The sequence below is a fragment of the Micromonospora sp. SD19 genome (genome assembly GCF_054462275.1).
This window is the reverse complement of the sequence record NZ_JBTLMN010000006.1, coordinates 270,484-284,057: the sequence shown is the minus strand read 5'-3', so window position 1 is coordinate 284,057 and position 13,574 is coordinate 270,484. Positions and strand designations below refer to the sequence as shown.

Below are 13,574 nucleotides of genomic sequence, written 5' to 3'. Positions count from 1 at the left end.
CATGACCGGGACCTAGAGTTGGCGGCCGACGTCGAGCGCTGGGGGAGCCGGGATGGAGATGCGTGACACCGACCGCGCGTTGGTGCAGGCCGCCACCGCGGTCGCCAAGCTGCGGTGCCGCAGCCAGCGCCACACTGTCGCGTCGGCGGCCCGGACCGTGGACGGGCGGGTCTTCACGGGCGTGAACGTCCGGCACGCCAGCGCAGCGGTCTGCGCCGAGCTGGTCGTGATCGCCACGGCCGCGACGCAGGGCGTCACCGCGTTGGAGACGATCGTCACGGTCGCCGACCGCGGTCGCGAGGTCGTCGCGCCCTGTGCCCGGTGCCGGCAGGTGCTGGCCGACCACTTCCCGGACCTGCGGGTGATCGTCGGCCCGATGGACGTCCCGCTGGTGGTCCCGCTCGGGGAGCTGCCCGCGGAGACCGGCAGCGACTCGGCCGGCTGACCGGGCGCGCGTCAGTCTCCGGCGGCGGCCTCCAGCATCGACTGCGGCACCGGCACGCTCTCGAAGCGCAGGTTGCCCTCCGGGAGCAGCCAGGTGGTCACCCGCGCGAGCAGGCGACCGGCACGCACGGCCGGGTCGTTGGCGAAGAGCGCGCGGGCCTCGTCCGGGGCGATGGACAGCACCACGAAGCCCCGCAACCGCTCGTCGTCGGGGTGGAGGAACGGCCCGGCCGCGAGCACCAGCCCCTGCTGCACGAGGCCCGCCTGATGCGCCAGGTGGGCGTCCTGCAGGCGGTCGATGGCGTCCTGCGGCAGCTCCGGCGGATCCGACGGTCGGCTCAGCAGGACGACCGTGTGCTGGTCGAATCGCATGTTCCCACCCTATGAGGCGAATGTCCCTCTTCTGGGTGTCATCGAGCATCTGTCCGTCCTGTGGTCGTCCGCGAATCTCATTCTCATATCGGCCGGTGGCATCGAGCACCGGGACCGTCACGGGCGGTGGGACGGCAGCCCGCAGGGGTATCGCGGACCGGTGCCGCAGGTGGTGCATCTGCACGGCGCGCACAGCGCCCAGGAGAGCGACGGGCACGCCGAGGCGTGGTACCTGCCGGCGGCCCGCGACCTGCCGCCGGACTTCGCCGTGTCCGGCAGCGCGTACCGCGAGTTCCGGTCCCGGTTCGCCGAACGGTCCGGGCTGCGCTGGACGCCGGGCTCGGCCACCTTCGAGTACGCGAACGACCAGCGCCCGTGCACCCTCTGGTACCACGACCACACGCTCGGGCTCACCCGCGAGAACGTCTACGCCGGGCCCGCCGGGTTCTACCTGCTCGGCGGGGACGAGCTGCCGGAGGAAGTGCTGCCCGGCCCGGCGCCGACCCGCGCCGACCCGCCGACCGCCTCGTACCACGACATCCCGCTGATGATCCAGGACCGCAGCTTCACCGCCGACGGCGACCTGCAATACCCGAAGCGGTACTCCGGCAACGGCGACGGGCCGCCAGTGTCCGTGCCCGGGTTCTCCGGCTCCACCATCGTGGTCAACGGCCGCACCTGGCCCACGCTGACAGTGCGGCGCCGGCGCTACCGGTTCCGGCTGCTCAACGGCTGCAACAGCCGTTTCCTGCTGCTCAGCGTGGCCGCGAACGCCACCGCCCGGCCGGCCCGGCCGGTGCTGCCGGTCTTGCAGATCGGCAGCGACGGTGGCTTCCTGCCGGAGCCGGTGGCGCACGAACGCGTGTCGCTCGGCCCCGCCCAGCGGGTCGACGCGATCGTCGACTTCACCGACGTCCCGGCCGGCACCGAGCTGTACCTCGTGAACGAAGGGCCGGACGGGATGTACGCCGGCGGTCGCCCCGGGGTGGACTTCCCGCCGGCCGACCCGCAGACCACTGGGCAGGTGCTGCGGTTCGTGGTCACCGACGCCGCCGGCGCGGACCCCAGCGTCCCACCGGAACAGCTACGGCTGCCGGCGTACCCTCGGCTCGGAGCGGCCCAGCGGGTACGCCGGCTGTCGCTCAACGAGCGCGGGTCCGGCGGGTCGACGGTGATGCTGCTCGGCGTCCTCGACGAGCGCGGCCGGGGTCTGCCGTTGCGCTGGAGCGATCCGGTGACCGAACAGCCCACCCTCGGCGACACCGAGGTCTGGGAGGTGCGCAACTTCACCCGGCACGTGCACCCGGTCCACCTGCACCAGGTCCAGTTCGAGCTGCTCGGCCGGGGACACTCGGGCAGGGTGCAGCCGGGCCCGGCGGACCGGGGGTTGATGGACACGGTGCTCGCGTACCCGTGGGAGGTGACCCGGATCAAGGCGCACTTCGACCTGCCGGGTCGGTACGCCTGGCACTGCCACCTGCTTGAGCACGAGGACAACGAGATGATGCGACCGCTGAACGTGTTGCCGCGCGGTGGCGCGGAGGCCGGTGACGGTGGCGCGGCGGGCGGGGCCGGGGGAGCCCCGACGGCATCGACAGACGCCGGTTAGGCCTCTTTCTGCAGCTCGGCTAAGGTTAGGCGAACCTAAGCGTGAACGTGCAGGAGACTCGTGACCACCCTCGCCACCCGGCCGACCCCGGCCCGCAACCGGTCCGGCACCCGTACCGGCCGCCGGGTGGCCGTCACCGTCGGGGCCGCGCTGGTGCTGCTGCTCACCGTGCTGGCCAGCTTCGCGCTCGGCAGCCGACAACTCGGCGTCGACCAGGTCTGGCACGCGCTCGTCGCACCCGACGGCGGCGACGCCAGCACCATCGTCCGTGAGCTGCGGATGCCACGGACCGCGCTCGGCCTCGCCGTCGGCCTCGCGCTCGCCGTGGCGGGGGTGCTGTTCCAGGCGCTCACCCGCAACCCCCTCGCCGAGCCGCGCATCCTGGGCATCAGCGCTGGCGCGTCGTTCGGGGTGGTCCTGGCGATCTCCGTCTTCGGCGTCGGCACGCTCGCCGGGTACGTCTGGTTCGGCATCGCCGGAGCCCTGATCGCCGGGCTGTTGGTCTTCGCCATCGCCACCCGCGCCCGCGAGGGCGCCAGCCCGGTCACCCTCGCGCTGGTCGGCGCGGCGCTCGACGCCAGCCTGGCCTCCGGGGTGTACGCCCTGCTCAGCATCGACGCCCGCACCTTCGAGGAGTACCGCTTCTGGGTGGTCGGCGGTCTGTCCGGCCGGGACCTGTCGGTCACCGCGCAGGTGCTGCCGTTCGTCCTCGTCGGGTTGGTCCTGGCCGCCCTGGTGGCCCGCGGTCTGGACGCGCTGGCCCTCGGCGACGACGTGGCCCGTGGACTCGGCCACCGGATCGGCCTGGTCCGCCTCGGTGGTGGCCTCGCCGCCGTGCTGCTGACCGGTGCGGCGGTGGCCGCTGCCGGCCCGGTCGCGTTCGTCGGGCTGGCCGTGCCGCACCTGGCGCGCGCCCTGGTCGGCGCGGACCACCGCTGGACCCTGGCCGTCTCCGCCCTGCTCGGGCCGGCGCTGCTGCTCGCCGCCGACATCGTCGGTCGGCTCGTCGCCCCACCCGGCGAGATCCCGGCCGGGATCGTCACCGCGCTGATCGGTGCGCCACTGCTGGCCGTGCTGGTCCGTCGCGCCCGGGTGGTGACCGCGTGACCACCACCCAGCGCACCTCCGGCCCCTCCGACGCGTCTGACGCCGCCGCCTCGTCCGCCGCCTCCGCCGCCGGCTCGCCCGCCGCCGCCTCCGCCGCCGCCTCGCCCGGTGCCGCCGGCCTGTCGAGCACCGCCGTGCCGTCCGGTGAGTCGATCCGGCTGGCCGGGCGGTCGCTGCTGCGGATCGGCCCGGTCAGCCTGCTGATCCGCCGTCGCGCGGTCCTGGTGGCCGCCGTGCTGACCGTGCTGCTCCTGCTGGCCGTGGTGCTCAGTCTCTCGCTGGGCACCCCGTACGTCGCCCCGGCCGACGTGCTGCGTGCCCTCTCCGGGGCCGGCACCCCGTACGACCTCGTGGTCTTCGACCTTCGGCTGCCGCGCGTCGTGCTGGCCGCCGTGGCCGGCGCCGCCTTCGGCGTGGCCGGCACGCTGATCCAGAGCGTGGCCCGCAACCCGCTCGCCAGCCCGGACGTCATCGGCATCACCCAGGGCGCCGGTCTCGCCGCCACCGTGGCCCTGACCAGCGGAATGGCCGCCGTGCTGGTGGCGCCCACCGCGCTGGTGGGTGGGCTGCTCGCGGCGGCGCTGCTGTTCGCCCTCGGCGCCCGGCACGGGCTGGCGGCACAGCGGTTCGTGCTCGCCGGCGTGGCGGTCGCGTTCGGCTTCCGGGCGCTCACCGAGGTGGTCATGCTCACCGCCGACCCGATCGACGGGCTGCGCGCGCAGATCTGGCTGATCGGCACCCTGGCCGGCAAGGGCTGGACCGAGGCCGCCTGGATCGCCGGCACCCTGCTGGTGCTGCTGCCGGTGCTGGCCTGGGCCGGCTGGGCGCTGAACAGCACCGCCCTCGACGACGACACCGCCCGGGGCGTCGGGCTGCGCCCGGTGGCCCGCCGGATCGGTCTCGCCGGCACCGGTGTGCTCGTCGCCGCGATGGTCACCGCCCAGGTCGGGGCCGTGGACTTCGTGGCGCTGGTCGCCCCGCAGGTGGCCCGCCGGCTGGTACGCGCCGAACGGCCGCCGCTGGTCTGCGCGGCCCTGCTCGGCGCGCTCCTGCTGGTGCTGGCCGACCTGGCCGGCCGGCGGCTGTTCGCACCCACCCAACTGCCCGCCGGGGTGCTGACCGCCGCGATCGGTGGCCCGTACCTGATCTTCCTGCTGCTGCGTGGTCGGCGGCGGTCGTCGTGACGCCTCGAGGAGTCGTGTGATGCTCTCTACCCGCGACCTGGTCGCCGGCTACGACGACCGGACCGTGCTCGACGGGCTCGACCTGGACCTGCCGACCGACGCGTTCACCGTCATCGTCGGCCCCAACGCGTGCGGCAAGTCCACCCTGCTGCGCACGATGGCCCGGCTGCTCAACCCCCGCCGGGGCACGGTGCTGCTGGACGGCACCGCGATCCGCGACCTGCCGACCCGGGAGGTCGCCCGCCGCCTCGGCGTCCTGCCGCAGAGCCCGCTGGTGCCCGAGGGCGTCACAGTGGCGGACCTGGTCGGGCGGGGCAGGCAGCCCTACCAGCGGTGGTGGCGGCAGTGGTCGTCGGAGGACGGCGCGGCGGTGGACCACGCGATGGCCCTCGCCGACGTGACCGACCTGGCCGACCGACCGGTGGACAGCCTCTCCGGCGGTCAGCGGCAACGGGTCTGGATCGCCATGACCCTCGCCCAGGACACCGACGCCCTGCTGCTGGACGAGCCGACCACCTTCCTCGACCTGGCCCACCAGGTGGAGGTGCTGGACCTGCTGCACCGGCTGCGCGCCGAGCGGGGCCGCACCGTGGTCGCCGTGCTGCACGACCTGAACCAGGCCGCCCGCTACGCCGACCACCTGGTCGCGATGCGCGCCGGCGCCGTGGTGGCCGCCGGACCGCCCCGGGAGATCCTCACCGCCGACCTGGTCCGCGACGTCTTCGGGCTGGCCTGTGTGGTCGTGCCCTGCCCGGTGACCGGCGCACCCCTGGTGGTGCCCGCGTACACCGGTGGCACCTCCGCCAGCCCGGTCACCCCCGCCGACGCAGCGATTCCGCTCGCCGGCTCGTACCCCTCGAAAGGACTCTGATGCGTCGTCTCGTCGCCGCTCTCGCCGCGGCCGCCGCCCTCGGCGTCGGACTCACCGCCTGCGGTGAGAGCGACCCGGTCGCCGGCACCACCACCGGGGAGACCCGGGAGATCACCCACGCCATGGGCACCACCAAGGTCCCGGCGGAGCCCAAGCGGGTGGTCGTGCTCGACACCGACAAGATCGACACGGCGCTCTCACTGGGCATCACGCCCGTCGGTGCCGCCACCGCCGGTGAGGCCAAGAGCTGGCCGACCTACTTCGGCGCGGACAAGCTCGCCGGCATCAAGGAGGTCGGGGTGCTCACCGAGCCCGACCTGGAGGCGATCAACGCGCTGAAGCCGGACCTCATCCTGGGCAGCAAGTTCCGCCAGGAGAAGTTCTACGACGAACTGGCCGCCATCGCGCCAACCGTGTTCACCGACAAGGTGGGCATCACCTGGAAGGAGAACCTCCTCCTCGACGGCAAGGCGCTCGGCCGCGAGCAGCAGGCCAAGGACCTGCTCGGCGCGTACGAGAAGCGGGCCAAGGACTTCGGTGCCACCCTCGGCGACCCCGCCGCGCGCAAGGTGTCGATCGTGCGGTTCCTGCCCGGCAACATCCGGGTGTACGGCCCGGACTCGTTCTCCGGCATCGTCATCGGCGACACCGGCCTCGGCCGCCCCGAGCGGCAGATGCTCGCCAACAAGGAGGACAAGCGCTTCGACCTGGTCAGCCCCGAGCGGATCAGCGAGGTCGACGGTGACGTCATCTTCGTGACCGCGTACGGCGACAAGGCCGCCGCCGAGCAGAGCAAGGTGGCTGGCGGAACCCTCTGGAAGGGCCTGGGCGCCGTCAAGGCCGGCAAGGCGTACCCCGTCTCCGACGAGGTCTGGATGACCGGCATCGGCGTCGGCGCCGCCAACAAGATCCTCGACGACCTGGCCAAGTACCTCCCCGCCGCCTGACCCCGCCGGCACCGTCGCGAACGAACCCCAAGATCCGCGCAACGTCAGAGTTCTTGCTGCTTCCCGATCGTGGGAGGCAGCAGCATCCCTGAAGTTGCGCGGATCTTGATGGCGGCGACGGCGGCGGGGTGGGGGTGGGGGTGCGGGCGGGTTAGGCGGCGGTGGACCAGATGGCGCGGAAGGCGGCGGCTTCGCCGGCCAGCCAGCGTTCGATCTGCTCGGGCTTGGCGTCGGTGGGCATGTGGTGGGCCTGGCCACGGCGGACATCCACCAGGACCGGTTCGGCGTGCGGGAGCACCGCGTCCATGTGGCGGGCCATCAGGTGCAGGGTGGCCAGCACCGATTCCTCGCTCGGCGGGGTCTCGTCGAAGTGCAGGCGGACCGCTTCGGCGCGGCCGTCGGCGTGGCGTACACCGAAATGGGGGTTGATCTTGACGGGTAGGTCGCCCAGCATGGCCAGGGCGTCGCGGGTCTGGGCGAGGTCGACGGCGGCCGGCTCGCCGAGGGAGTGCAGCCAGGCCGTGGCGCCGGGAACGAGCGCCTGGTAGAGCGGGCGCCAGCGAGGCTTGACCACGTCGACCACCCCGGTCAGGTGGGTGCCGCCGGTGTGGAAGGCGATGTCGGCCTTGAGTGCCTTGACGAACTGCCCGTGCGGGTTGAAGCCGGACCGGCTGGCTCGCTGCTTACGCAGACCGCCCACGAAGGTCGCCTTGGTGGGGCCGGTGCGGTCGACGTAGCGGGTGAAGCCGAGCAGCGTGGCGTAGGGGGTGAGGGGCGTGGCGGCGGGCGCGGTCACGGGCGTCCTCCCGGATCGTAATCCTGCAGGTCAGGAACTCGATTAGTACATACATTCTAATCGACGGGTCTGACATCGCCCAGCGAAAGAAGGGGTGCGGAAAACGCGACAAAGGGGGCCGTCCGGCGTGCGGACGACCCCCTGCCGAGACGCCTGTTAGAGCTGGCCGACGTCGGTGATCCGGACGACCGCCGCACCGATCTCGTCCGAGGCGGCCAGGTCGACCTCGGCGCTGATGCCCCAGTCGTGGTCACCGTCCGGGTCGTCGAAGATCTGCCGTACGGTCCACCGCTCCCGGCCCTGCTCGATCATGAGCAGCGCCGGGCCGCGGGCGTCCGGCCCGACCCCGATCGAGTCGTACGCCTCGAAGTACGGCCCGAGAGCGTCGGCCCAGGCGTCGTAGTCCCAGCCGTCCTCGGCGTCCAACTCGGCGAGCAGGTCCCAGCGGCGCAGCGCGGCCAGCTCGACGCGGCGGAACAGCGCGTTGCGCACCAGCACCCGGAACGCCCGTGCGTTGCGGGTCACCGCCGGTGGCCGGTCGGCGAGGGCGGCGTGCGCCTGGGCCACCTCGGCCACGTCGGACGGGTTACGCAGCCGCTCCCACTCGTCGATCAGGCTGGAGTCGACCTGGCGGACCAACTCGCCCAACCACTCGATGAGGTCGATCAGCTCCTCGGTCTTGGCGTCCTCGGGCACGGTTTGGCGCAGCGTCTTGTACGCGTCGGCCAGGTAGCGCAGGACCAGGCCCTCCGAGCGGGTCAGCCCGTAGAACTGCACGTACTCGGTGAAGGTCATGGCCCGCTCGTACATGTCGCGGACCACGGCCTTGGGGGAGAGCTGGTGGTCGGCGACCCAGGGGTGCCCCTGCCGGTACATCTCGTACGCGGCCTCCAGCAGCTCGGCCAGAGGCTTCGGGTGGGTCACGTCCTCGAGCAGTTCGAGGCGCGCCTCGTACTCGATGCCCTCGGCCTTCATGGCGGCGACGGCCTCGCCGCGCGCCTTGAACTGCTGCGCGGAGAGGATCTGCCGGGGGTCGTCGAGGATCGACTCGATCACGCTGAGCACGTCGAGCGCGTACGACGGGGACTCGGCGTCGAGCAACTCGATGGTGGCCAGGGCGAGGGGGGAGAGCGGCTGGTTGAGGGCGAAGTCGAGCTGGAGGTCGACGGTGAGCCGGATCCGCCGGCCGGTCTCGTCCGGTTCGGGCAGCTCCTCGACGACCCCGCCGGCCCGCAGCGCCCGGTAGATGGCGATCGCCCGGCGGATGTGCCGGCGCTGTGCGGCCGGCTCCTCGTGGTTGTCGGTGAGCAGGTGCCGCATCGCGGCGAACGCGTCACCGGGCCGGCCGATGACGTTGAGCAGCATCGAGTGGCTGACCTGGAAGCTGGAGGTCAGCGGCTCCGGCTCGGCGTCGACAAGTCGGTCGAAGGTGGGCTGACCCCAGCCGATCGAACCCTCCGGCGGCTTCTTGCGCACCACCTTGCGGCGCTTCTTCGGGTCGTCGCCGGCTTTGGCGAGGGCCTTCTCGTTGTCGATGACGTGCTCGGGGGCCTGCACCACGACCCGGCCGATGGTGTCGTAACCGGCCCGACCGGCCCGCCCGGCGATCTGGTGGAACTCCCGGTTCTTGAGCAGTCGGGTGCGTACCCCGTCGTACTTGGACAGGCCGGTGAACAGCACGGTGCGGATCGGCACGTTGATGCCGACGCCGAGGGTGTCGGTCCCGCAGATGACCTTGAGTAGACCGGCCTGGGCGAGGGTCTCCACCAGGCGGCGGTACTTGGGCAGCATGCCGGCGTGGTGCACGCCGATGCCGTGCCGGACCAGCCGGGAGAGCGTCTTGCCGAAGCCGGCGGTGAACCGGAAGTTGCCGATCGCCTGGGCGATCATGTCCTTCTCGGCGCGGGTCGCGACGTTGACGCTGGTCAGCGCCTGGGCGCGTTCCAGCGCGGCGGCCTGGGTGAAGTGCACCACGTACACCGGGGCCTGCTTGGTCTCCAGCAGCTCCTCGAGCGTCTCGTGCAGCGGCGTCATCGCGTACGAGAAGATGAGCGGGACCGGCCGCTCGGCCGAGCGCACGACGGCGGTCGGCCGCCCGGTGCGCCGGGTCAGGTCGTCGACGAAGCGGGTGGTGTCCCCCAGGGTGGCGGACATCAGGATGAACTGGGCCTGCGGCAGCTCGATGATCGGCACCTGCCACGCCCAACCCCGGTCGGGCTCGGCGTAGAAGTGGAACTCGTCCATGATCACCTGGCCGACGTCGGCCCGGTCGCCCTCGCGCAGCGCCAGGTTGGCCAGGATCTCCGCGGTGCAGCAGATGATCGGGGCGTCGGCGTTGACGCTGGCGTCGCCGGTGAGCATCCCGACGTTCTCGGCGCCGAAGACCTCGCAGAGCGCGAAGAACTTTTCCGACACCAACGCCTTGATCGGCGCGGTGTAGAAGGTCGTGCGGCTGTCGGCGAGGGCCGCGAAGTGGGCCGCGATCGCCACCAGGCTCTTGCCCGAGCCGGTGGGCGTGTTCATGATCAGGTTGGCGCCGGAGACGATCTCGATGACCGCCTCTTCCTGATGCGGGTAGAGGTCGAGGCCGCGCTCCTTCGCCCAGCCGGCGAACGCGTCGAAGAGGGTGTCGGGGTCGGCGCTTGTCGGCAGCGCGGCGGTGAGCGTCATAGCCTGTCCATGGTGCCTGGATCATGCCCCGCTACGCCAACCGGGCCCGCACCGGACCCCGCCCAGACGCCCCGCCGCATGCGGTTAGGGCGTTTCGTCGGTCACCGCCGGCGGTACAGCAGGTCGGCGACCGGCCGACCGGCGGTGATCGCCCGCCGCTCGAACTTCGTCACCGGGCGGTGCGCCGGACGCGGCGCGAAGCCGCCGTACGCGTCCACCAGCTCCGGGTCGGCGTCCAGCGTTGCCTTCATCGCCTCGGCGTACTCGGCCCAGTCGGTCGCGCAGTGCAACACGCCGCCCGGGCGCAGTCGTGACCGCAGCAACGCCACGTGCGTCGGCTGGATGATCCGCCGCTTGTGGTGGCGGGACTTCGGCCACGGGTCCGGGAAGAAAACGTGCACGGCGTCCAACACATCCTCGGGCAAGCCGCTGACCAGGGACAACGCGTCGCCCTGCGCCACCCGCACATTTCGCAGGCCAGCGCGTTCCACCAGGTCGAGGAGGTTGGCGATTCCCGGCGTGTGCACCTCGACCGCCAGATAATCTCGATCCGGGTCGGCGGCGGCCATCGCGGCGGTGCTGTCGCCCATGCCCGAACCGATCTCCAGCACCACGGGCGCCCGGCGACCGAACAGGTCGGCCAGGTCGACGGGCACCACAGGTCCGTCCGGCACATCCAGGCCGTACGCGGGCCAGAGCCGGCTCAGCGCGTCGGTCTGCCGGTCGCTCATCCGACCCCGTCGGGGGTGGAACGTGCGGATCGTCCGGCTCGCGGGCGGGACGGCGGGAGAATGGTCGGTGGCGGTCACAGCGTCCCGAGCCTACGCGACGCCGCCAGCGGATCGGATGTGATGTGCGACCGGAAATGAGAGGATCCAACTGGTACGGCAGGTCGGGTGCGCCACTGCCCGACCCGGCCGCACGGCGTCGAGAGGGGGCATCGTGAGACTGACCCGCGGCGTCGTGACCCTGTCGCTGGTGACCGTGTTCGCCAGCCCTCTGCTGGCCGCCGCGCCCGCGCTCGCGGCGTCCGTGCCGGCGCTCGCGGCGTCCGTGCCCGCCCTGGCGGCACCTGCGCCCGTCCTCGCGGCATTCGCGCCGGAACGCGGCCTCGCCGCTCCTGCCGTGTTCCAGCTCGCCGCCGGCGCTGCGCCGGCCCGGCAGCCGGAAGGGCCGCCCGGTGGCCCGCCCGGTGGGGCGCCTCAACCGCCGTCGCCGGTGGACATCTTCGTCGAGGTCAGTCCCAGCACGGTGCAGCCCGGCTATCTGGTCGGCATCCGGGCCAGTTGTCGGGACAACTCGGTGGGCGCCACGGTGGTCTCCGACGCCTTCGGCGCGGTCGGCGTGCAGCCGCAACGCGGGGTGCTCACCGCCGCGCCGATGGTGCGCGAGCGCACCCGCCCCGGCAACTACCGGGTCAAGCTGGAGTGCCGCGACGGCGAGACCGCCTCGACCATGCTCCAGGTGGTCAAGAAGACGCCGTCCCCCCAGCCCAGTCGCGGTCCCGCCACCGGCTTCGGTGGCGGTGCGGGCGGCATGACCGGCGAGCTGCTGTTGCCCGCCGGTGCGGCACTGACCATCACCGGGCTGATCCTCGCCGTGGTGGCGCTGCGTCGCCCACGTCTGGTCCGTGGCGCTGGGCGCTGAGCCGGCCATGGAGATCTTCCGACCCGCCTCGCCGCCGCCAGGCCCCCGACCGTCTCCCGGCCCCCGCCCGTCGTCGAGCCCTCGCCCCTCTTCCGGGCCCCGCCCGGCGCGTGACGACCGCTCGCCTGCCAACGACCGCCGCGCCCGAGACGACCGGTGGCCGACCGACGACCGGCTTCCGCGTGACGACCGCTCGCCTGTCAACGACCGCCGCGCCCGAGACGACCGGTGGCCGACGGACGACCGCTTCGACGACGATCGCCGCCTGCCGCTGGACGACAGTCCGCTGAGCCCCGAACGTCCGACTGTGGCAGCCCGTCCGCCGACCGCCGTCGCCCCTCGGCGTAGTCGCCCCTCCGGCCGTAGCCCGTGGTCGATACCGCTGGCAGTGGTGCTGGTGTTGGCTGGGGTCTTCGCCACCGGGGCGGGGCTGGGCCGCTCGGTCGGCCCGCTCGACTTCGCCCCCGCCGGCGGTGACCGGCCGGCCCGCAGCGAGTCGGTCGGGTTGTCGGCCAGCCGCCCGGTGCGCCTCTCGGTGCCGGCGATCAAGGTGGCCGCGCCGGTGGCACCGGTCGGGCAGGCGCGCGACGGCTCGATCGCCGTACCACCGTTGGAACGGCACAACGAGACCGGTTGGTACGACCGCGGGCCCACCCCCGGTGAGCCGGGCCCCGCGGTGATCGTCGGGCACGTGGACACGAAGACCGGCCCGTCGGTCTTCTACGACCTGGGCAAGCTGAAGCCCGGCGACCTGATCGAGGTGGCCCGGGCGGACGAGTCGGTGGTGGTGTTCCGGGTCGACACCGTCGAGCACTTCCCCAAGGACCAGCTGCCCGCCGAGCGGATCTACGGCCACGACGGGCCACCCGGGCTGCGGTTGATCACCTGCGGCGGCCAGTTCATCGGCGGGCGCACCGGCTACGCCGACAACGTCATCGCCTTCGCCACCCTCCAGAGTTCCCGCACGTCCTGACCGGCAGTCGCGGCGCTTGATCCACTCGCCTTCATGGAAACCGGGGTAACCACGTCACCCGGACACCCCCGACATCAACGAACCCGAGTGGATCAAGCGCCGGTGGGATCGCACCGGCGGCCCTTCAGTTGCGGCGTCCGCAGGGCGCGCAGCCGTCAGCCCAGGAAGTCGAGGAGTTGACGGCTGGTCTCGTCGGGGGCCTCTTCGGGGATGAAGTGCCCGACCGGCACCGGCTCGCCGCGCACGTCGTCGGCCCACTCCCGCCAGATCGCCATCGGGTCGTCGTAGAGCTTCGCGACCTGGCCGCGCTGGCTCCAGAGGAACAACACCGGGCAGGCGATCTTCCGGTTGCCCCGGTCCGCCTCGTCCTGCTGGTAGTCCACCGTCGCGGCGGCGCGGAACTCCTCACAGATCGCGTGCGCCGGGCGGGGTCGCTGAACTGCTTGACGTACGCCGCCCGTACCTCGGGCGGGAAGGCATCTTTGACCTCGGGCCAGGTGTCGAGCATGAAGTCGACGAGCACTGAGGGCGCTGCCTTGATGAACTGCTCAGGCACCGGCGCCGGTGCCGCCAGGAAGGACCAGACCCAGTAGGAGAGGCTGAACGCCCTGTCCGCGCGGTTGTAGACGTCGCCGATGGGAACCACGTCCATGACGGCCAGTCGGGTGACGGCGTCCGGTTCGTCCAGGGCGAGACGGTACGCGCAGCGGGCCCCACGATCATGGCCGACGAGCCGGAACTGTTGGTAACCCAGAATCCGCATCATCTCGATCTGGTCGCGGGCGATGGCGCGCATGCTGTACGGCTCGTGATCCGAGGTGCTCGGCGGTGTGCCGCTGTCGCCCCAGCCCCGCAGGTCGGTGGCGACGACTGTGTACTTCTCGGCGAGCCGTGGCGCGACCTTGTGCCACATGAGGTGCGTCTCGGGGATGCCGTGCAGCAGCAGAACGGGCG

At 72.5% G+C, this 13,574-nt stretch carries 13 protein-coding genes and 1 pseudogene; 8 read left to right on the top strand and 6 right to left on the bottom strand.

Annotated elements, in window-relative coordinates:
* Window positions 1-52 precede the first annotated feature (52 nt).
* Window positions 53-445, top strand: coding sequence for a cytidine deaminase family protein (locus ACX27O_RS21465; protein ID WP_458939967.1), 393 nt, complete (start codon window positions 53-55; stop codon window positions 443-445).
* A gap of 11 nt (window positions 446-456) precedes the next feature.
* Here the strand turns inward: ACX27O_RS21465 and ACX27O_RS21460 are convergent, their stop codons facing one another.
* A complete protein-coding gene (locus ACX27O_RS21460; protein WP_030335093.1) occupies window positions 457-816 on the bottom strand; it encodes a YciI family protein in 360 nt (119 codons plus the stop codon).
* A 160-nt stretch (window positions 817-976) separates the two neighbouring features.
* Between ACX27O_RS21460 and ACX27O_RS21455 the strand changes: the two genes are divergently transcribed.
* Genes ACX27O_RS21455 through ACX27O_RS21435 form a run of 5 tightly spaced genes read left to right on the top strand, consistent with a single transcriptional unit; the run spans window position 977 to window position 6,534 of the window.
* Window positions 977-2,425, top strand: coding sequence for a multicopper oxidase family protein (locus ACX27O_RS21455; protein ID WP_458939966.1), 1,449 nt, complete (start codon window positions 977-979; stop codon window positions 2,423-2,425).
* A 60-nt stretch (window positions 2,426-2,485) separates the two neighbouring features.
* Window positions 2,486-3,532, top strand: a complete 1,047-nt coding sequence (locus ACX27O_RS21450; RefSeq protein WP_030335090.1) for a FecCD family ABC transporter permease — start codon at window positions 2,486-2,488, stop codon at window positions 3,530-3,532.
* Complete coding sequence (locus tag ACX27O_RS21445; RefSeq protein WP_358126377.1) at window positions 3,529-4,716, top strand: FecCD family ABC transporter permease; 1,188 nt, start codon at window positions 3,529-3,531, stop codon at window positions 4,714-4,716. Before ACX27O_RS21450 ends, ACX27O_RS21445 begins: the two co-directional genes overlap by 4 nt.
* Before the next feature lie 19 nt (window positions 4,717-4,735).
* On the top strand, window positions 4,736-5,587 hold the full coding sequence (locus tag ACX27O_RS21440; RefSeq protein WP_210865520.1) for an ABC transporter ATP-binding protein: 852 nt from the start codon (window positions 4,736-4,738) through the stop codon (window positions 5,585-5,587).
* Window positions 5,587-6,534 carry an ABC transporter substrate-binding protein gene (locus ACX27O_RS21435; RefSeq protein WP_030335085.1) on the top strand — a complete coding sequence of 316 codons (948 nt, stop codon included), beginning with the start codon at window positions 5,587-5,589 and terminating at the stop codon, window positions 6,532-6,534. Before ACX27O_RS21440 ends, ACX27O_RS21435 begins: the two co-directional genes overlap by 1 nt.
* A gap of 151 nt (window positions 6,535-6,685) precedes the next feature.
* Here the strand turns inward: ACX27O_RS21435 and ACX27O_RS21430 are convergent, their stop codons facing one another.
* From ACX27O_RS21430 to trmB, 3 genes are all read right to left on the bottom strand, one after another.
* Window positions 6,686-7,330, bottom strand: coding sequence for a hypothetical protein (locus tag ACX27O_RS21430; protein ID WP_030335083.1), 645 nt, complete (start codon window positions 7,328-7,330; stop codon window positions 6,686-6,688).
* A 156-nt stretch (window positions 7,331-7,486) separates the two neighbouring features.
* A complete protein-coding gene (locus ACX27O_RS21425; RefSeq protein ID WP_210865523.1) occupies window positions 7,487-10,000 on the bottom strand; it encodes a DEAD/DEAH box helicase in 2,514 nt (837 codons plus the stop codon).
* A 101-nt stretch (window positions 10,001-10,101) separates the two neighbouring features.
* A complete protein-coding gene (gene trmB, locus ACX27O_RS21420; RefSeq protein ID WP_210859193.1) occupies window positions 10,102-10,809 on the bottom strand; it encodes a tRNA (guanosine(46)-N7)-methyltransferase TrmB in 708 nt (235 codons plus the stop codon).
* Between the two features lie 130 nt (window positions 10,810-10,939).
* Between trmB and ACX27O_RS21415 the strand changes: the two genes are divergently transcribed.
* The gene (locus ACX27O_RS21415; protein WP_210865560.1) at window positions 10,940-11,647 is read left to right on the top strand and encodes a hypothetical protein; all 708 of its coding nucleotides are present in this window, start codon (window positions 10,940-10,942) and stop codon (window positions 11,645-11,647) included.
* Window positions 11,648-11,954: 307 nt separating this feature from the next.
* Window positions 11,955-12,620, top strand: a complete 666-nt coding sequence (locus tag ACX27O_RS21410; protein WP_358136276.1) for a class F sortase — start codon at window positions 11,955-11,957, stop codon at window positions 12,618-12,620.
* Between the two features lie 155 nt (window positions 12,621-12,775).
* Here the strand turns inward: ACX27O_RS21410 and ACX27O_RS21405 are convergent, their stop codons facing one another.
* Window positions 12,776-13,003, bottom strand: coding sequence for an alpha/beta fold hydrolase (locus ACX27O_RS21405; protein ID WP_458940016.1), 228 nt, complete (start codon window positions 13,001-13,003; stop codon window positions 12,776-12,778).
* Between the two features lie 41 nt (window positions 13,004-13,044).
* Window positions 13,045-13,533 (bottom strand): annotated as a pseudogene (locus ACX27O_RS21400) (alpha/beta fold hydrolase); the annotation flags it as partial.
* Between the last annotated feature and the right edge of the window lie 41 nt (window positions 13,534-13,574).